This is a genomic window from Plantactinospora soyae (assembly GCF_014874095.1).
Taxonomy (GTDB): Bacteria; Actinomycetota; Actinomycetes; order Mycobacteriales; family Micromonosporaceae; genus Plantactinospora; species Plantactinospora soyae.
This window is the reverse complement of the sequence record NZ_JADBEB010000001.1, coordinates 6,764,462-6,782,618: the sequence shown is the minus strand read 5'-3', so window position 1 is coordinate 6,782,618 and position 18,157 is coordinate 6,764,462. Positions and strand designations below refer to the sequence as shown.

At 72.0% G+C, this 18,157-nt stretch carries 16 protein-coding genes; 7 read left to right on the top strand and 9 right to left on the bottom strand.

Features of this window, described 5'->3' with window-relative positions:
• Positions 1 to 3: 3 nt before the first annotated feature.
• A complete protein-coding gene (gene metH / locus H4W31_RS29580; RefSeq protein ID WP_192769639.1) occupies positions 4 to 3,516 on the bottom strand; it encodes a methionine synthase in 3,513 nt (1,170 codons plus the stop codon).
• A 304-nt stretch (positions 3,517 to 3,820) separates the two neighbouring features.
• Here metH and H4W31_RS29575 point away from each other — a divergent pair, with 304 nt between their 5' ends.
• Together H4W31_RS29575 and H4W31_RS29570 are read left to right on the top strand one after the other, a co-directional pair.
• Positions 3,821 to 4,690, top strand: coding sequence for a PAC2 family protein (locus H4W31_RS29575; protein WP_192769638.1), 870 nt, complete (start codon positions 3,821 to 3,823; stop codon positions 4,688 to 4,690).
• 210 nt (positions 4,691 to 4,900) lie between these two features.
• Positions 4,901 to 5,698 carry a GntR family transcriptional regulator gene (locus H4W31_RS29570; protein WP_192769637.1) on the top strand — a complete coding sequence of 266 codons (798 nt, stop codon included), beginning with the start codon at positions 4,901 to 4,903 and terminating at the stop codon, positions 5,696 to 5,698.
• A 65-nt stretch (positions 5,699 to 5,763) separates the two neighbouring features.
• On the opposite strand, the gene mshC is transcribed toward H4W31_RS29570, so the two are convergent.
• The 6 genes from mshC to H4W31_RS29540 all read right to left on the bottom strand — a co-directional run bounded on the left by mshC (position 5,764) and on the right by H4W31_RS29540 (position 11,501).
• Entirely contained in the window at positions 5,764 to 7,002 is a 1,239-nt protein-coding gene (gene mshC, locus H4W31_RS29565) for a cysteine--1-D-myo-inosityl 2-amino-2-deoxy-alpha-D-glucopyranoside ligase (protein WP_192769636.1), read from the bottom strand.
• A gap of 96 nt (positions 7,003 to 7,098) precedes the next feature.
• The gene (locus tag H4W31_RS29560; protein ID WP_192769635.1) at positions 7,099 to 7,917 is read right to left on the bottom strand and encodes an SCO1664 family protein; all 819 of its coding nucleotides are present in this window, start codon (positions 7,915 to 7,917) and stop codon (positions 7,099 to 7,101) included.
• A 31-nt stretch (positions 7,918 to 7,948) separates the two neighbouring features.
• Positions 7,949 to 8,527 carry a DUF3090 domain-containing protein gene (locus tag H4W31_RS29555; RefSeq protein ID WP_192769634.1) on the bottom strand — a complete coding sequence of 193 codons (579 nt, stop codon included), beginning with the start codon at positions 8,525 to 8,527 and terminating at the stop codon, positions 7,949 to 7,951.
• A gap of 142 nt (positions 8,528 to 8,669) precedes the next feature.
• Complete coding sequence (locus tag H4W31_RS29550) at positions 8,670 to 9,416, bottom strand: histidine phosphatase family protein (protein ID WP_192769633.1); 747 nt, start codon at positions 9,414 to 9,416, stop codon at positions 8,670 to 8,672.
• Positions 9,417 to 9,550: 134 nt separating this feature from the next.
• On the bottom strand, positions 9,551 to 10,384 hold the full coding sequence (locus tag H4W31_RS29545; protein WP_192769632.1) for an undecaprenyl-diphosphate phosphatase: 834 nt from the start codon (positions 10,382 to 10,384) through the stop codon (positions 9,551 to 9,553).
• 64 nt (positions 10,385 to 10,448) lie between these two features.
• Positions 10,449 to 11,501: an LLM class F420-dependent oxidoreductase gene (locus tag H4W31_RS29540; protein ID WP_192769631.1), complete on the bottom strand. Its 1,053-nt coding sequence runs from the start codon at positions 11,499 to 11,501 to the stop codon at positions 10,449 to 10,451.
• A gap of 258 nt (positions 11,502 to 11,759) precedes the next feature.
• On the opposite strand from H4W31_RS29540, the gene H4W31_RS29535 reads away from it, so the two are divergent.
• Together H4W31_RS29535 and H4W31_RS29530 are read left to right on the top strand one after the other, a co-directional pair.
• Positions 11,760 to 12,731, top strand: coding sequence for an aldo/keto reductase (locus H4W31_RS29535; RefSeq protein ID WP_192769630.1), 972 nt, complete (start codon positions 11,760 to 11,762; stop codon positions 12,729 to 12,731).
• Between the two features lie 145 nt (positions 12,732 to 12,876).
• Positions 12,877 to 13,068, top strand: coding sequence for a DUF5703 family protein (locus H4W31_RS29530; protein WP_192769629.1), 192 nt, complete (start codon positions 12,877 to 12,879; stop codon positions 13,066 to 13,068).
• 95 nt (positions 13,069 to 13,163) lie between these two features.
• On the opposite strand, the gene H4W31_RS29525 is transcribed toward H4W31_RS29530, so the two are convergent.
• Complete coding sequence (locus H4W31_RS29525; RefSeq protein WP_192769628.1) at positions 13,164 to 13,832, bottom strand: hypothetical protein; 669 nt, start codon at positions 13,830 to 13,832, stop codon at positions 13,164 to 13,166.
• A 177-nt stretch (positions 13,833 to 14,009) separates the two neighbouring features.
• Positions 14,010 to 15,338 (bottom strand): M20/M25/M40 family metallo-hydrolase, encoded by a 1,329-nt coding sequence (locus H4W31_RS29520; RefSeq protein WP_192769627.1) that lies wholly within the window; start codon positions 15,336 to 15,338, stop codon positions 14,010 to 14,012.
• A gap of 157 nt (positions 15,339 to 15,495) precedes the next feature.
• On the opposite strand from H4W31_RS29520, the gene H4W31_RS29515 reads away from it, so the two are divergent.
• From H4W31_RS29515 to H4W31_RS29505, 3 genes are all read left to right on the top strand, one after another.
• Positions 15,496 to 16,137, top strand: a complete 642-nt coding sequence (locus H4W31_RS29515; RefSeq protein WP_192769626.1) for a hemerythrin domain-containing protein — start codon at positions 15,496 to 15,498, stop codon at positions 16,135 to 16,137.
• 122 nt (positions 16,138 to 16,259) lie between these two features.
• A complete protein-coding gene (locus H4W31_RS29510; RefSeq protein WP_318783469.1) occupies positions 16,260 to 16,964 on the top strand; it encodes a ThuA domain-containing protein in 705 nt (234 codons plus the stop codon).
• Positions 16,965 to 17,058: 94 nt separating this feature from the next.
• Complete coding sequence (locus H4W31_RS29505; protein WP_192769625.1) at positions 17,059 to 18,030, top strand: LysR family transcriptional regulator; 972 nt, start codon at positions 17,059 to 17,061, stop codon at positions 18,028 to 18,030.
• Positions 18,031 to 18,157: the final 127 nt, after the last annotated feature.

The following is an 18,157-nucleotide window of genomic DNA, read 5'->3' as shown; positions in this document are numbered from 1 at the left end:
CGCTCAGCGGGCGTTGAAGTAGTTGGCGTCGGGGTGGTGCACGACGATCGCGTCCGTCGCCTGCTCCGGCACCAACTGGAACTCCTCCGACAACCGCACCCCGATCCGGTCCGCGCCGAGCAGGTCGACGACTGTGGCCCGGTCCTCCAGGTCGGGACACGCCGGATAACCGAACGCGTACCGGCAGCCCCGGTACCGGGTACCCAGGAGTCCGGCCAGTTCCGCCGGATCGTCGTCGGCCACCGTACGGCCGCCGGCCAGGGCCAGCTCGGCCCGGATCCGCCGGTGCCAGTACTCGGCGAGGGCCTCGGTGAGCTGCACTGAGAGTCCGTGCACCTCGAGATAGTCCCGGTACTCGTCGGCGGCGAAGAGCTTGGCCGCGTACTCGCTGACCGGCTGCCCGACGGTGACCAGTTGCAGGGCGACCACGTCCGGCTCGCCGCCCCGGGGCCGGAAGAAGTCGGCCAGGCAGAGCCGGCGTTCCTGGCGCTGCCGGGGAAAGCTGAACCGGGCCCGTTCGGTGCCGCCGTTCTCGTCGAGCACCACCAGGTCGTTGCCCTCGGAGTAGGCCGGGAAGTAGCCGTAGACCACGGCCGCCTCCAGCACCTTGTCCGAGGCGAGCCGGTCCAGCCAGTACCGCAGCCGGGGGCGCCCCTCGGTCTCCACCAGTTCCTCGTACGTCGGTCCGGTTCCGCCGCGCGACCCGCGCAGGCCCCACTGCCCACCGAAGGTGGCCCGCTCGTCGAGCAGCGCCGCGTAGTCCGCCAGCGCGATGCCCCGGACGACCCGGGTGCCGTGGAACGGTGGCGTCGGCACCTCGACGTCGGTCGCGACGTCGGAGCGTACGGACGCGTCGGTGAGTTCGGGCAGCGCCTCGGTGACGATCGCCCGCTGCCGCTCCCGACGGGCCCGCCGCGCCACGAGGGCGGCCTCCCGCTCGGGGTCGACCACGGGGCTCCCGCCGCGCTTGGCCGCCATCAGCCGGTCCATCAGGGAGAGTCCCTCGAAGGCGTCGCGCGCGTAGTGCACCTGACCGGCGTAGCCGGCCCGGAGATCGTCCTCGACGTACGCGCGGGTGAGCGCTGCTCCGCCGAGCAGCACCGGCCAGCGTTCGGCGACGCCCCGGGACGCCATCTCGGCGAGGTTCTCCTTCATCACGACGGTGCTCTTGACCAGCAGGCCGGACATCCCGATCGCGTCCACGCCGTGCTGTTCGGCGGCCTCCAGGATGGCGGTGATCGGCTGCTTGATGCCGATGTTGACCACCTCGTAGCCGTTGTTGGACAGGATGATGTCCACCAGGTTCTTGCCGATGTCGTGCACGTCGCCCTTGACGGTGGCCAGGACGATCCGGCCCTTGCCGCCGTCGTCGGCCTTCTCCATCTGCGGTTCGAGATGGGCCACCGCGGTCTTCATCACCTCGGCGGACTGTAGGACGAACGGAAGCTGCATCTGGCCGGCGCCGAACAGTTCGCCGACCACCTTCATCCCGTCCAGCAGGATCTCGTTGATGATCACGAGGGCCGGCCGGGTGGTCAGCGCCGCGTCGAGGTCGGCCTCCAGGCCGTTGCGCTCCCCGTCGACGATCCGTCGCTTCAGCCGCTCATCGAGCGGCAGCGCCGCCAGTTCCTCCGCCCGGGTGGCCCGGGCGGAGGCGGCGTCGACGCCCTCGAACAGCTCGATGAACCGCTGGACCGGGTCGTGGCCCTCGCGGCGCCGGTCGTAGATCAGGTCGAGCGCGACCTCCCGCTGCCCGTCGGGGATCTTCGCCATCGGCAGGATCTTGCTGGCGTGCACGATGGCGCTGGTCAGACCGGCCTGTACGCACTCGTGCAGGAACACCGAGTTGAGCACCTGCCGGGCCGCCGGGTTCAGGCCGAACGACACGTTGGAGATGCCCAGGGTGAAGTTGACCCCCGGATACCGCCGGGCGATCTCCCGGATCGCCTCGATGGTCTCGATGCCGTCCCGGCGGGTCTCCTCCTGCCCGGTGGCGATCGGGAAGGTCAGGCAGTCGACCAGGATGTCCTGCACGCCCAGCCCCCAGCGGCCGGTCAGGTCGTCGATCAGCCGCGCCGCGACCCGTACCTTCCAGTCGGCGGTCCGGGCCTGGCCCTCCTCGTCGATGGTCAGCGCGACCACCGCCGCGCCGTGCTCGGCGATCAACGGCAGCACCCGGGCGTACCGGGAGTCCGGGCCGTCGCCGTCCTCGAAGTTGACCGAGTTGACCACGCACCGGCCACCGAGCGCCTCCAGACCCGCCTCGATCACCGCCGGCTCGGTCGAGTCGAGCATGATCGGCAGCGTGGAGGCGGTGGCGAACCGGCCCGCGACCTCCCGCATGTCCCGCACCCCGTCCCGACCGACGTAGTCGACGCAGACGTCGAGCAGGTGCGAGCCGTCCCGGGCCTGGCTACGGGCGATCTCGACACAGGTCTGCCAGTCGCCGGCCAGCATCGCCTCCCGGAACGCCTTGGAGCCGTTCGCATTGGTGCGCTCGCCGACCATCAGCACGCTGGCCTGCTGGGCGAACGGCACCTGGTGGTACAGGCTCGCCACCCCGGGCTCCGGCTCCGGGTCCCGAGGCGCCGGCACCGCGCCGCGCAACCGGGCCACCACCGTACGGATGTGCTCCGGCGTCGTTCCGCAGCAGCCGCCGACCAGGGACAGGCCGTAGTCGGTGACGAACTCCTCGAGCGCGTCGGCCAACTCCTCGGGGGTCAGCGGGTAGCGGGCGCCGTCGGCGGTCAGCTGCGGCAGTCCCGCGTTCGGCATCACCGACAGCGGTATCCGGGCGTGCCGGGAGAGGTAGCGCAGATGCTCGGTCATCTCGGCCGGCCCGGTCGCGCAGTTGAGCCCGATGAGGTCGATGCCGAGCGGCTCCAACGCGGTCAACGCCGCGCCGATCTCACTGCCCAGCAGCATGGTGCCGGTGGTCTCGACGGTCACGTGGCAGATCACCGGCACCTGCCGGCCGGCGTCGGCCACCGCCCGTCGGGCGCCGACCACCGCCGCCTTGACCTGCAACAGGTCCTGGCAGGTCTCCACGATCAGGCCGTCGGCTCCCCCGGCCACCAGCCCGGCCGCATTCCGCTGGTACGCGTCGCGCAACTCGGCGTACGGCAGGTGCCCGAGCGTCGGCAGCTTGGTACCCGGCCCGATCGAGCCGAGCACGTACCGGGGCTGGTCCGGCGTGCTGGCGGCATCCGCTGCCTGTCGGGCCAGCCGCGCCCCGGCCTCGGCCAACTCGGCGATGCGGTCCTCGATGCCGTACTCGCGCAGGGCGGAGAGGTTCGTTCCGAAGGTGTTCGTCTCCACGCAGTCGGCGCCGGCGGCCAGATAGGCGTCGTGCACCGAACTGACCACGTCCGGCCGGGTGACGTTGAGGACCTCGTTGCACCCCTCGTGGCCCTCGAAGTCGTCCAGGGTCAGCTCGGCCGCCTGCAACATCGTCCCCATCGCGCCGTCGGCGACGAGCACCCGGTCGGCCAGCGCGTCCAGTAGCGGAGTCGACACGCCTCCAGGCTAGTGCCCACCAGGGCGGACCACCGGCGGTAGGCGTACCGCTCCGTCTGGTGTGACCCGCGTCGCTATCACCCTCGGCGCCCCAGATGTCCCTGCTCATCACCTGTCCGGTGGCCGGCCGGCCGGGCCCCGTGCCGGAGCCGGACGGCGCGGCCGGCGGGCCGCATCCGAATCAGGGACGTAGGCTGACGGACGTGAGGGACAACAGGGACGGCAGCACCAGGCTCATCGGGGGGACCACCGCGCGGCTGTACGCCGCCCGGATCACCGACGGCACGCACGCTGGGGGTAGGGCGTGACCGAGTTCGACGGCTTGCCCGTGCTGCGCTCGCCGGTCGCGATCGCGGCCTTCGAGGGCTGGAACGACGCGGCGGACGCCTCGACGGCGGCGGTGGAGCATCTCGAGCAGGTCTGGCAGGCCCGCCAGATCACCGAGCTGGACCCCGAGGACTTCTACGACTTCCAGGTGAGCCGGCCGACGATCACCATGGCCGATGGCGAGACCCGCCGGGTCGAGTGGCCGACCACCCGGTTCATGGTGGCCAGCCCGGAGGGGACGGAGCGGGACGTGGTCCTGATCCGGGGCATCGAGCCCAGCATGCGCTGGCGGACCTTCTGCGAGCAGGTGTTGGAGCTCTGCCACAGCCTGGAGGTCAACCGGATCGTGCTGCTCGGCGCGCTGCTCGCCGACGTGCCGTACACCCGGCCGCTGCCGATCAGTGGCAGTGCCTCGGACAAGGACGCCGCCGAGCGCTACCAGCTCACCCCGACCCGCTACGACGGTCCGACCGGCATCGTCGGGGTGCTGCACGACGCGGCGACCCGGGCCGAGGTCGACGCCGTCTCGTTCTGGGTGCACGTACCGCACTACGCGAACAACCCGCCCTGCCCGAAGGCGACCCTGGCGCTGCTGCACCGGGTCGAGGAGGTACTCGACCTGCCGGTCCCGATGTCGGACCTGGCCGAGGAGGCCGCCGAGTGGGAGCAGCGGGTACGCACCGCCGCCGAGCAGGACGCCGAACTCGGCGAGTACGTCCGCGAGCTGGAAGAACGGGTCGGCGACGCCGGCATCCAGCCGTTGACCGGGGACGAGATCGCCCAGGAGTTCGAGAAGTACCTGCGCCGCCGGGGCGGTTCGGCGGGTCCGACCGCCGGCTCCTGGTGAGCGGGTACCCGTACATCCGGTAGCAGCTCAGGCTTAGCAGTTCGAGGGACGGTCTCCGATCGGGGGCCGTCCCTCGGTCGTACCTGCCCAGGGGCCACTCCCCCGTTCTGCCCGTCGTCCGGCGGGCTCCGATCGGCGTGTCCGGGGTTGCCCGGCACACCGCCTGTACGGCATCCTAGGAAACTAGTGTCATTACTGGACGGGGGCAGGATGCAGATCAACCCTGGGGCGGCCGAGTTTCCCCACCGGCAGATCGCCGCACAGCTGCGGGCCCGGATCCGCGACGGTGACTGGGCCGCCGGGGAACGGCTGCCGTCGATCCCGGCCATCGCCGAGATGTTCGGGGTCGCGAAGCAGACCGTCCAGCGGGCCATCGACCAACTGCGGGTCGAGGGCGTGCTGATCACCAAACCCGGCTCGGGCACCTACGTACGCGGTACCCGGCGCCGGCTGAACCGCCTCTCCCGGGGCCGGTACGGCGGCCACCGGGGCTACCACGCCGACCTCGCCGCCCGGTACCGGCAGCAGTTGGTACAGGTCGGCCGGGCACCGGCTCCGCCCGAGGTGGCCGACGCGTTCGGCGTACCGGACGGCACCGAGCTGATCGTCCGGCGGCACCTGGTCCGTACCGAGGAGGTACCGGTCGAGGTCGGCGCCTCCTGGTTCCGGACCGCCGACGCCGCCGGCACCAGCCTGGAACGGATGGAGGCGTACGGGCGACCGCTCTACCAGGAGGCGGAGGAGGCCATCGGCCGACGCTACATGTCGGCGACGGACCAGATCAGCGCCCGGCAGCCCAGTCGGGAGGAGGCGGAGATCCTGCAGATCCGGCCGGACACCCCCGTGCTGCACCTGCTGCACGTCGCCTACGACGCCAGCCACAAGCCGATCGAAGTGGCGCAGGCGACCTGGCCCGGTCCGATGACCACCCTGACCGAGCAGTACCAGGTCCCCGCCCCGACCCCCGACACCCACCTGGATCCGGACCCCGGCCTGGCGCTGGGCTGACCCCTGGGCTGGGGAGTTAGGAAGGGCCCCTTCTTCTACAAAAAGCGATAGGAAGGGGCCCTTCCTTACAGGCGGATGCCGAGGAGGGCGTCGACGGTGGCGGCGGCCAGGTCCGGGGCGGCTGGGTCGGTGCCGGTGTGGGCCAGCGTCGCGTCCGCCCAGCGGTCCATCACGGCAAGCGCGCCGGGGGTGTCGAGGTCGTCGGCGAGCCGGTCGCGGACGCCGGCCAGCAGGTCGGGGCCCGGGGCGCCGAGCGGGGCCGCGACGGCCTCCCGCCACCGGGCCAGCCGCTGGGTACCGACCTTGAGCACGTCGTCGGTCCACTCCCGGTCGGTCCGGTAGTGGCCGGCGAGCAGCCCGAGCCGCACCGCCATCGGATCCACGTGGTCGGCCCGCAACCGGGAGACGAAGACCAGGTTGCCCTTTGACTTCGACATCTTCTCCCCGTCGAGCCCGATCATCCCGGCGTGGACGTAGTGCCGGGCGAACGGCGCCGCCCCGGTCAGCCGCTCGGCGTGGGCCGCGGAGCACTCGTGGTGCGGGAACAGCAGGTCGTTGCCGCCACCCTGGACGTCGATGCTGTCGCCGAGCAGGGCCAGCGCGATGACCGCGCACTCGATGTGCCAGCCGGGGCGCCCCGGGCCGAGCGGTCCGCCCTCCCAGGCCGGCTCGCCGTCCCGGCTGCCGCGCCAGAGCAACGGATCGAGCCGGTCCCGCTTGCCGGCCCGGTCCGGGTCCCCGCCGCGCTCGCCGAAGATGCCCAGCATCTCCTCGCGGCTCAGGTTGGACTCGTAGCCGAACCGGGGTGCGGCGGTGATGTCGAAGTAGAGGTCCCCGGTGCCGTCGTCGAGGCGGTACGCGGCACCGTCGTCCACCAGCGCCCGGACCTTCGCGGCGATCGCCGGGATCGACTCGACCGCGCCGACGTAGTGCGCCGGCGGGATCATCCGCAGCGCCTCCATGTCCTCGCGGAACAGCGCCGTCTCCCGCATCGCCAGGACGACCCAGTCCTCGCCGTCCCGCGCGGCCCGCTCCAGCAGCGGATCGTCGATGTCGGTGACGTTCTGCACGTACGTCACCGGATGGCCACCGTCCCGCCACACCCGTTGCAGCACGTCGAACGTGATCATCGTTGCCGCGTGCCCCAGATGGGTCGCGTCGTACGGGGTGATGCCGCAGACGTACATGGTCGCCGCGCCGGAGGGACGGGTCGGCTGCACCGAACGGCGCGCGGAGTCGAACAGGGCGAGCTGCCGTCCCCGGCCCGGCAGTCGCGGAATCTCGTGACCCACCCACGTTTCCATGGTCACCAGCCTAGCCAGCCGTACGGCGTTGATCACCCGGGCCGGCGGACGAGGTGATCAGACCGACACGAGGGCGCCCGCAGCGCTGCCGGAGGGTCAGATTGGCGGCCAGGGGATCGGCGGCCATTCCTCGGACGGTTCCGGGAAGCTGGTCGTCGCCAACAGCCGGGCGACCCGGCCCCGCACCGCGGTGACCTCGGACAGCGTCAGATGCTCTGCCAGCGACTCGCCCAGCGGGCCGACCAGCCCCTCGGCCAGGCTCTCCAGCATCTCCAGCGCGTCCGGCGGCAGGATCCGCCGCGACCAGCCCCAGAGCACCGTCCGCAGCTTGTCGTCGACGTGGAAGCAGACGCCGTGATCGACACCGTAGATCCGGTCGTCCGACCCGACGAGGACGTGGCCGCCCTTGCGATCGGCATTGTTGATCACGGCGTCGAGTACGGCGAGCCGGGCCAACCGGGGATCGTCGGCGTGCGCGAGGGCGTACGGCGTGCCGTCGTCGTCCTGGGCGGCCGCCACCCGGAACCAGCGGGCCGGCAGGCTTCCCGCCGGTACGAATCCGACCAGCGGCTCGGTCTCCTCCGGTTCGTCGATCCAGAGCTGGCACGCGCCCGGGCCCAGCGGACCGTCCCGGAGCACGGTCGGCGGGATGAGGTCCCAACCGGTGGCCCGGGAGACCAGGTACGCGCCGACCTCCCGACCGGCCAGCGTGCCGTCCGGGAAGTCCCAGAGCGGCCGTTCCCCCCGGACCGGCTTGTAGACGCAGCGGACCGTCACCCCGTCCAGGGTCAGGAAGCCCCGCAGGGTGGTGTTGGAGGCGTCGACCAGCCGTCCCTCCAGCTCGAACTCACCCCCGAGCAGGAGGCGCAGGGCATCACTCTCGTCCAGCACGGGTCGCAGGTCGGCCGAGGTCACCGGGCCGGTCCCGGCCCGGGGGCGGGAACCATCACCGGTGGTAGCCGTTGTGACGGGGACAGAGGTGTCCGGCGGGGTCGAGCGGCTGGCCGCAGAGCGGACACGGCGGCCGGCCGGCGGACACCACCCGTCGGGCCCGGTCGATGAACTCACGGGCCGCCTGAGGGGTCAACCGGACTCGCAGCCGGTCGAGATCGTCGTCCGGCTCCTCGTCCTCGTCGACCTCGTCCTCCCCGGCACCGAGTTCGACCTCCGCCTCCGCCTCCCCGGCGGCGATCGCCTCGATCACCACCGTCGCCGTGTCGACGTCGAAGGCCAGGCCCAGGGTGCCGACCCGGAACTCCTCGTCGACCGGCGTGTCCAGCGGCTCGTTGTCCGAGGTGACCGCGACCGGGGCCTCGGGCAGCTCCACGCCGAACCGGCGGTGCGCCTCGGTCAGCAACTCCTCCAGCTTCTCCGCCAGCAGCGAGACCTGGACCTTCTCCAGCGCGACGCTGACCAGCCGGCCACCGCCCCGCGCCTGTAGGAAGAACGTCCGCTCACCCGGCGGACCCACGGTCCCGGCGACGAACCGCTCCGGCGGCTCGAATGCGTGCACCTGGTGGGTCATACCCACGACCCTATCCGGCCGGATACCACACCGTGCAGCCCACCGACCCGAATCACCGTAAGCCCCGGTCGGGCCCGGTCGACGGCCCTGTCCCGGCCGGCGGCCCGGTCCGGCGACCCCGTTCCGGCGACAGACCCGATCATCACTTCCGCCCGTCGGTGGCGGCCGGCACGTCCGATCCCGCGCTGGTGGCGGAGGCGCCCGCCCCGCCGCCGACCGGGGCGTCCGACTCGGCCGCCCGGGAACGCCGCCGCCGGCCCCGGCGCGGTACCACCAGGCCGGTCAGGTCACCCCCGGTGTCGTTGAGCCGCAGGACGAACGGCCGCACCGGGGTGTAGCGGATCCCGGTCACCGAACCCGGGTCGGCGACGATCCGCTGGAAGAGGTCCAGGTGGATGCCCATCGCGTCCGCGACGATGGCCTTGATCACATCGCCGTGGCTGCACGCCAGCCAGATCGCCTCCGGCCCGTGCTCGGCGGTGATCCGGGCGTCCCAGCGACGTACCGTCTCGACCGCGCGGGCGGCCATCCCGGCCATCGTCTCGCCGCCCGGGAAGACCACCGCGCTCGGGTGCTGCTGCACGACCTGCCACAGTGGATCCTTGGCCAGCTTCTTGAGCGGCTGCCCCTGCCAGGCGCCGTAGTCGCACTCGACCAGCCCGTCCTCGACGACCGGGGCGGCGTCCGGCAGTGCCAGCTCCAGCGTCTGACGACACCGGATCAGCGGGCTGGTGACCACCGCGGCCAGCGGGATCGCGCGCAGTCTCGCCCCCACCGCCGCCGCCTGGGCCCGGCCGGTGTCGTCGAGTTCCACGGGTTGCCGGCCGGCGAGGCCGCCGTCGGCGTTGGCCGTGGTCCGGCCGTGCCGGAGGAGGAGAAGGGTTGCCACGCCTTCCCACCCTACGGCCCGGCCGCGCCGCTGCGCCGGCACCCTCCCGGCCCGGTGCCGACGCCGCCTCCGCCCCCGCGGAGCAGGGCCGATCCGCCCCGCCGCGCCGGTCCGTCGGTGGTCGGCGCGGGCCGTCAGGTCGCCGAGATGGTGCCGGTCAGCAACAGCGCCAGTACGAGGCTGCCGAGCGCGACCCGGTAGAGCACGAAGACGTAGAGGGTGTGGTGGGCGACATAGCGCAGCAGCCAGGCGATGGCGGCGTACCCCACCCCGAAGGCGATCACCGTAGCCACGATCATCTGCGCCCCGGACGGGATCGAACCGCCGCCACTGCTGTCGAAGACGTCCGGGATGCTGAACACCCCGGACATCACCACCGCCGGGATGGCCAACAGGAACGAGTAGCGGGCCGCCGCCTCCCGGGTCAGGTTGAGGAACAGGCCGGCGGTCAGCGTTCCGCCGGACCGGGAGACCCCGGGAATCAGCGCCATCGCCTGGGCGATGCCCATCACGATGCCGTCCTTGAGGGTGAAGTTCTCGAGCCGTCGGGTCTGCCGGCCCCAGTACTCGGCGAAGGCGAGCACGAAGGCGAAGACGATCAGCGTGGTGGCGACCAGCCACAGGTTCCGGGCCGCGGTACGGATCTGGTCCTTGAAGAGGAAACCGAACAGCCCGATCGGGATCGAGCCGATGATGACGTACCAGCCCATCCGGTAGTCCAGGCTCGACCGGACCGAGGAGTCCCAGATCCCGATCACCCAGACCTTGGTGATCCGCCAGATGTCCTTGGCGAAGTAGAGGAGTACGGCGGCCTCGGTCCCGAGCTGGGTGACCGCGGTGAACGACGCCCCGGCGTCCTGGTCGAAGAAGATCGCCGAGGTGATCCGCAGGTGCCCCGACGAACTCACCGGCAGGAACTCGGTCAGGCCCTGGACGATCCCCAGGACGATTGCCTCGATCCAGCTCACCCTCGCACCCCGCTCGTCGCCGCGTCCCGCCGTCCGCCGGCCGGCCCCCGGTGTCCCCGACCGCTCACTCGCCGACCCCGGCGAGATCCAGCGCCTCGGCGCAGGTACGCAGGGTCTGGATGCCGCTGTCCGCGTCGGCGACGAAGAGGCTCACCGAGAGCGTGGTCACACCCGCGGCGGCGTACTCGCGCATCCGATCGGCGATCCGCTCCTTCGGGCCGAGCAGGGAGGTGCGGTCGATGAACTCCAACGGCACCGCCGCCGCGGCGTCACGCTGCCGCTTCGCCAGGTAGAGCTCCTGCACCTCCCGGGCCGCGTCGCCGTACCCCATCCGGGTGGCGAGCTGGTTGTAGAAGTTCTGCTCCCGGCTGCCCATCCCGCCGACGTAGAGCGCGGCGTACCACCGGACCAGCTCGGCACAGTTGGCGATGTCGTCGCCGACCACCACCGGCACGGTGGGCACCACGTCGAAGCCGGCGAGTTCCCGACCGGCCCGGGCCCGTCCGGCGGCGACCGAGGCGAGTTGCTCGGCCGCGAACTCCGGCGCGTAGAAGACCCCCAGCCAGCCGTCGGCGATCTCACCGGCGAGTTCCAGGTTCTTCGGCCCGACCGCGGCGAGGTAGATCGGGATCTGCTCGCGCGGCGGATGGAAGCCGAGCCGCAGCGCCTTGCCCGGACCGTCCGGCAGGGGCAGCTGGTAGTGGGCACCGTCGTACTCCACCGGCTTGCGGGCCAGCGCCAACTTGACGATGTCGACGTACTCCCGGGTCCGGGCCAGCGGCTTGGCGAACCGCACGCCGTGCCAGCCCTCGGAGACCTGTGGGCCGGAGACGCCGAGGCCGAGCCGGAACCGGCCGCCGGAGACCGCGTCGATGGTGGCCGCCGTCATGGCCGTAGCCGCCGGGCCGCGCGCCGGGATCTGCATCACCCCGGCACCGAGGTCGATCCGCTCGGTCTGGCCGGCCAGCCAGGCGAGCATGCTGGGCGAGTCCGAGCCGTACGCCTCCGCGGTCCAGACCACGGAGTAACCGAGCCGGTCCGCCTCGCGGGCCAGGGCCAGGTGGTCGGCGGGAGTGCTCCACGCCGTCTGATATCCGAGGCTGAGCCCGAGTCGCACTGGTCCCTCTCCCCCATCCGTCCGCAAGTCGCATCAGGGTACGCAATGGGCATCCGGTACCCGACGACCGGTGGGCCCAACGCGCCGGTGCTCCTCGCGACGACCCGGCCGGCCGCCCGTCACCTGCCCGTCAGTTGCCCGTCTCCTGCCCGTCAGTGCCGGACCCGTGCCCGGACGTCGGCTTTGTGCCCCGCGACGCGAGCGGTGTTGGCGGGAGCGAGGATATCGGCGGAGCGATGTTCTGAATAAAGTTCAACCATGCAACAGCGACCGCTCGGCCGAAGCGGGCTGGCGGTTTCCCGGCTCGCGCTCGGCACCATGACCTGGGGTCGGGACACCGACGCGGATGACGCTGCCGCCCAGTTGAAGAGTTACCTGGACGCCGGGGGCAACCTCGTCGACACGGCCGACGTGTACGGCGACGGCGACGCGGAGGCGGTGATCGGCTCCCTGCTGGGCACCCTGGTGCCCCGCGACGACCTGCTCATCGCCACCAAGGCCGGGCTCCGGCCGGGCGCCGCCCGGCGCCGGGACGGCTCCCGGGGCCACCTGCTGCGCACCCTGGACGCCTCGCTGCGCCGGCTGGGCACCGACCACGTCGACCTGTGGCAGGTGCACGGGTACGACCCGGCCACCCCGCTGGAGGAGACGCTGGCCGCGCTGGACCACGCGGTGGCCAGCGGCCGGGTCCGGTACGTCGGGGTCTCCAACTTCTCCGGCTGGCAGACCGCACGGGCCGCGACCTGGCAGGCGGCCTTTCCGGGACGCGCCCCGGTGGTGGCGGTCCAGGTCGAGTACTCGCTGCTCGAGCGGGGCGTCGAGCGGGAGGTGCTGCCGGCCTGTGAGGGTCTGGGGCTCGGCGTGCTGCCCTGGTCGCCGCTGGGTCGCGGGGTGCTGACCGGCAAGTACCGGCACGGCCGTCCGGCCGACTCGCGGGCCGCCTCGGCGCACTTCGAGCGCTTCGTGGCCAGTTACCTGGAGCCCCGCTGCTCCAGCATCGTGGAGGCGGTGGCGACCGCGGCGGGCGGCCTGGGCGTGTCGCCGCTGGAGGTCGCCCTCGCCTGGGTCCGGGACCGGCCCGGTGTGGTCGCCCCGATCCTCGGTGCCCGTACGGTCGGCCAGCTGCTCGGGGCGCTCCAGGTCGAGCGGATGACGTTGCCGGACGAGATCGCCCGCGCCCTCGACGACGTTTCGGCGGTCCCCGTCGGCTATCCGGAACGCGACAGCTGACCCGGAGGACCACGATCGACCCGGAGACGGACAGTCGCCCCAAAATGGGACGAGCGACCTCGGAGGGTGACAGCCTCTGCGGTCGGCCCAGCTCACCCCGGTGAAGGACTGGTGTCTCCCCGCCGGCGTGGGCAGGATAGAGGACATGGACTACGAATACGCGCCATTACGGTTACCGCCGAACGTCGACCGGTTGACCGCGACGGCGCAACTGGCGATCCAAGCCGAATTCTCCGGCTGGGAACTGGCCCGGGTACGACTGTTCCGCGACGGTACGCGTCAGGTGATGCTGCGGCGACGCGTCGTCAACCAGTCGCAACCGGGCCTCTCCTACTGACCGACGAGCCGCTTCGCCCGGCCCTGGGCGCCAACGGCGCTGCCGCTGGCACCCGGACGGGTCGACCTGGCTCGGCGGATGGGCATTACCGGGCCCTACCGGGCCCGCTCGGGCTCCTCGTCGAGATCCGAGACGAACGGGTGCTCGTCCAGCCGGCCGACGAGTCGGTCGTCCGCGCCCGGCGTGAACGGCCCGCTGCTGTCCTCGTCGTCGAAGGACTCCAGATCGAGCGGAACGGTCACCTCGCTGACCATCACCACTCCGTCGAGGGGCTCCAGCTCGGGAATGTCCAGCGCACCTAGCGAGCCGTCACCGCTCTGCAGCAGCTCCAGCACCGCCTCGCCGACGCCCTCCACCGCCGCCGACTCCTCCTCGTCCGGTACGCCGGCACGCCGGGCCGCCTGCGCCACCCGCAGCAGGGCGGCCACGCTGGGCACCCGGTAGTCGCGCCGGTGGCGTACGGAGAGCACGAGCGGGTGCGGGTCGCCCGGCTCGGTACCGTCGGCTCCGCCGAGGCCCACTCCGTAGCGCTCGTCCGCCTCGTCCGGGTCGATCGCCTCCACGTCCCACGGCGTGACCTCGCCGAAGGCGTCGAGCAGTTGCTCGTCGTACTCGTACGACGCGTTGTTGAGCTCGACGTACGCCTGCCAGACGGCGTCGTCGTCGATCCGGCCCTCGGCGGCCCGGACCGCGGCAAGGTGCGCCCGGGCGGTCTCGATGACCCGTTCCAGGGCAACGTCCAGCTCGGCGTGCTGGTCGGTCATGGTGTGGCCTTTCCCTTCAATGCGGTGTTCACCAGCCCGCCGGACGACCGCCCGGCGGGCGGTCGTCGACTCCGACGCGGGCCGAAATGGGTGGACCGGAGGTAGCTGAACCGGAAGTGGATGGATCGCCCAGGATGGTAGGTGGGTGCCGGGCGTCTGTGCCAGCCGGACGGGCGGTCAGCTCTGGCGCAGAAACCGGTCGAGCACCCGCACGCCGAACTGTAGTCCGTCGACCGGCACCCGCTCGTCAATGCCATGGAAGAGCGCGGAGAAGTTCAGATCGGCCGGCAGCCGCAACGGCGCGAAGCCGAAACACCGGATGCCGAGCTTGGCGAACGCCTTGGCGTCGGTACCGCCGGAGAGCATGTACGGCACCGGCCGGGCGCCCGGGTCCTCGGCCCGCAGCGCCGCCCCCATCGCGGCCACGAGGTCGCCGTCGAAACTGGTCTCGAGCGCCGGCTGCCGCTGGATGTGCTCGATCTCGATGTCCGGCCCGACCACCTCACGCAACTGCTCCAGAAAAATCTCGGCCTGGCCGGGCAGGCTCCGGCAGTCGATGGTGGCGCTGGCCCGGCTGGGGATCACGTTGTCCTTGTACCCGGCGGCCAGCCGGGTGGGGTTCGCGGTGTTGCGGACCGTCGCACCGATCAGATTGGCGATCGGCCCGAGCTTGGCGATCGCCAGCTCCGGATCGGTCGGGTCGAGTTCGATGCCGAGTGCCTCCGACACCTGCTCCAGGAACGCCTGGACGGTCGGCGTCAGCACGATCGGGAACCGGTGCCGGCCGACCCGGGCGACCGCCTCGGCGAGCGCGGTGACGGCGTTGTCGTCGTGCACCATCGACCCGTGCCCGGGGCGGCCCCGGGCGTGCAGCCGCAGCCACTCGAGCCCCTTCTCGGCCGTTTCGATCAGGTAGAGCCGGAGATCGGAGTTGACCGAGTACGAGAAGCCGCCGACTTCGCCGATCGCCTCGGTGCAGCCGTCGAGCAGGTCGGCATGCTGGTCGACCAGGAAGTGCGCGCCGTACTCGCCACCGGCCTCCTCGTCGGCGGTGAACGCGAGGACCAGGTCGCGGGGTGGGCGTACCCCGGTGCGCTGCCAGTTCCGGACCACCGCGAGCACCATCGCGTCGAAGTCCTTCATGTCGATGGCGCCCCGGCCCCAGAGGTAGCCGTCGGAGATCTCGCCGGAGAACGGGTCCACCGACCATTCGCTGGCGTCGGCGGGTACGACGTCCAGGTGCCCGTGCACCAGCAGGGCCCCCCGGCCCGGATCGGTACCTGGAATCCGGGCGACCAGGTTGGTCCGGCCCGGCGCCGACTCGCGGATGTGCGACTCGACGCCCACCTCGGCGAGCTTCTCCGCGACGTACTCCGCGGCCACCCGCTCGCCGGCGCTGGTCTCGGTGTCCCCGGTGTTGCTGGTGTCGATGCGGAGCAGGTCCCGGCACAGCTCGACGACATCGTCGGTGGCGCTCGGGTGGGCGGACGCGGACTGGCTACTCATGCGGTTCTTCATACCAGCCGGCCGTCGCCGGGTGTCCGCCCGACCCACCGTCCGGGTTTCGCCGTCCGCGACCGGGGGTACCTGCGCGGTGTCCACGGAGCAGCGTCGGTCGATGAAGCGGCGTTGGATCCGGGACCAGCCTGTAAGGAGGCCAACCGTGACCCTGCCCCTGCCCCCGCTTCCCCCGACCGGTGAGGACGAGGACTACCGGCCCGGCGGGCGCAGCATGGTGGAGCTGCTCGCCGAGGAGCACGACCAGATCGTCGCGCTCTGCGGTGAGCTGACCAACGATGTCGCGCCGGAGCGGCGCAGCCAGGTCGCCGAAGTGCTGACCGCCACGGTCGCCCGGCACCTGTCCGGCGAGGAGCAGTACCTCTACCCCACCGTGCGTAGTGCGCTGCCCGACGGTGGGCCGCTGGCCGACCGGGAGATCGCCGCGGACAACCAGATGCTCCGTACGCTGCGGGAACTCTCCAGTGTCACGCCGACGGAGACCCGGTTCGACCAGCTTGCCGGTGAGGTGGCCGGTCAACTGCTCCGGCACACCGAGACGGCGTCGACCCAGATCTTCCCGGCCCTGCGCTCGGCGGCCAGTGACGCCGAGCTGATCCGGCTGGGCAACCGGGTGGAGATCGCCGAGGAGGCCGCACCGACCCGGCCACACCCGGCCGCCCCGGCCACTCCGCCGTGGAACCGCGTCGTCGAGCCGGCCCTCGGCGTGGTCGACAAGGTCCGGGACGCGGTGAGCGGCCGCCCGACGTACGTCGACGACCTGACCCCGCCGCCACCGCCGACGTGAGCACCGCGCGGATGTCATGATCGGCCGGCCCGGCGCGTACCCGCGTCGGGCCGCTCGGCGTACCGGGGCGTGGCGCGGGTACGCGCCGGGCCGGCCGAGGACGACGGTGGACGGATGGACGGGTGGTGGCGGTGCGAGACGCGATAGTGGTCCGGGGCGGCTGGGACGGACACGTTCCGGTGCCGGCGACCGAGGTGTTCATCCCGTTCCTGCGTGGACAGGGCTTCGCGGTGGAGGTCCACGACGATCTGGCGGTCTACGCCGACCCGGACCGGATGGCCGCCGCCGACCTGGTGGTGCAGTGCTGGTCGATCGGGACCGTCACCGAGGCACAGGCGACCGGACTGATCGCGGCGGTCCGCGCCGGTACCGGGTTCGCCGGCTGGCACGGCGGGATCGTCGGCGCGTTCCACCACAACGCCTACCACCAGCTCACCGGCGGGGTGTTCGTGCACCATCCGGCCGGCTTCGTGGACCACGAGCTGACGGTGCTGCCGGACCGGGCCGGTCATCCGATCGTCCGGGGGATCGGTCCGGTGTCCCTGCACACCGAGAAGTACTGGGTGCTGACCGACCCGCTCAACGACGTACTGGCGACGGTGACGTTCGACCCGGGGCCGGACCCGGACACCGCGCCGGGGGCGGACGGGGCGCCCGCGATGACGCCGTGGCGGCACCCCGTCACCCTGCCCGCCGTCTGGACCAGATCGTGGGGCGCGGGCCGGGTATTCGTCTCGACGGTCGGCCACAAACTCGACGACCTGACGCTCCCGCCGATCCGGACGATCACCGAACGAGGGCTGCTCTGGGCCGCACGTCAGAAATAGGTGTCCGTTCGGTCGCAGTTTGGGTTTCCTTTGGGGGATCTTTCACTAGCCAAAGGTCTTCCCGTGAATCCCTTTCGGGTCCTACCGTCACGCTATGAACCTGGAGCTGCGGCACCTGAAGGTGGTCTGCGCGATCGCGGAGACGGGCAGCGTGACGAAGGCGGCCTCGACCCTGGGGCTGGCGCAGCCCGCCCTCACCGCACAGCTCCAGCGCATCGAGCGCACTCTCGGCGGACCGCTGTTCGAGCGGGACCGCCGGGGTGCCCGACCCACCGCGCTGGGCGAACTGGTGCTGGCCCGGGCCCGGGTCCTGCTGCCCGCGATGAAGGGCCTGCAGGACGAGGCCGCCCGACTCGCGGGTACGGGCGCGGCGCTGACCCGGTTCCGGTTCGGCGGGGTGAACAGCCCGATTCTCGGCGGGCTGGTGCACCGGTTGGCCGCCGACCAGCCGCACGCGCAGATCAGCACCTTCGCGTCCTGGTCGGTCGACGAGCTGGCCCAGATGGTGCTCAGTGGACGACTCGACTACGTCCTATCGGGCGTCTGTGGCGACGCCACTCCGTCGGCGGAGTTCGGCCTCACCTGGCGGGCGGTGGCGAACGACGCGGTCTTCGTACTCCTGCCCGAGGCGCATCCGCTGGCCGCCCACGACGAGGTGCCCCTGGCCGCTCTGGGCGAGGAACGCTGGGCGGCGGCCCCCGGCGACGGGTGCTTCGCCGACTGCTTCGCCGCGGCCTGTGCCCGAGCCGGGTTCACGCCGAGGAAGATCTACGAGACCGACATCCGCAGCTGTATCGACCTGGTCGAGGCGGGCGAGGCGGTGGCCCTCGCTCAGGCGACCTTCCGGCCGGTGTCCGGCCTGGTCACCCGCCCGCTGGCGAACACACCGCTGCGATGGCGGCTGCTGCTCGGCTGGCATCCGGACGCACCGGCGGCCGCGATCGCCGACCGGGTACTCGCACAGGCCATCGCCGCGTACACCGACTCACTGTCCCGCAACCCGCACTACCTGGCCTGGCTGGCCAGCAATCCCAACTTCGGTCCCCAGGACCTGGCCGCCGCCTGAACCGGCCGGTCCGGAACGCCGACGGGTCATCCGGTGGCGGCCCTACCGGACAGCCGCCACTGCCGGGCGTGGCGATCCGCCAGCTGGCGGTATGAGCTAGGCGGTATCTGGCTCGGTCGATCGTCGC

Excerpts from the sequence above, each read along its gene's own strand:
- H4W31_RS29570 (WP_192769637.1), top strand. The coding sequence starts at position 4,901 with ATGCAGATCAACCCTGGGGCGGCCGAGTTTCCCCACCGGCAGATCGCC.
- mshC (WP_192769636.1), bottom strand. The coding sequence starts at position 7,002 with ATGGAAACGTGGGTGGGTCACGAGATTCCGCGACTGCCGGGCCGGGGA.
- H4W31_RS29555 (WP_192769634.1), bottom strand. The coding sequence starts at position 8,527 with ATGACCCACCAGGTGCACGCATTCGAGCCGCCGGAGCGGTTCGTCGCC.
- H4W31_RS29535 (WP_192769630.1), top strand. The coding sequence starts at position 11,760 with ATGCAACAGCGACCGCTCGGCCGAAGCGGGCTGGCGGTTTCCCGGCTC.
- H4W31_RS29530 (WP_192769629.1), top strand. The coding sequence starts at position 12,877 with ATGGACTACGAATACGCGCCATTACGGTTACCGCCGAACGTCGACCGG.
- H4W31_RS29525 (WP_192769628.1), bottom strand. The coding sequence starts at position 13,832 with ATGACCGACCAGCACGCCGAGCTGGACGTTGCCCTGGAACGGGTCATC.
- H4W31_RS29520 (WP_192769627.1), bottom strand. The coding sequence starts at position 15,338 with ATGAGTAGCCAGTCCGCGTCCGCCCACCCGAGCGCCACCGACGATGTC.
- H4W31_RS29505 (WP_192769625.1), top strand. The coding sequence starts at position 17,059 with ATGAACCTGGAGCTGCGGCACCTGAAGGTGGTCTGCGCGATCGCGGAG.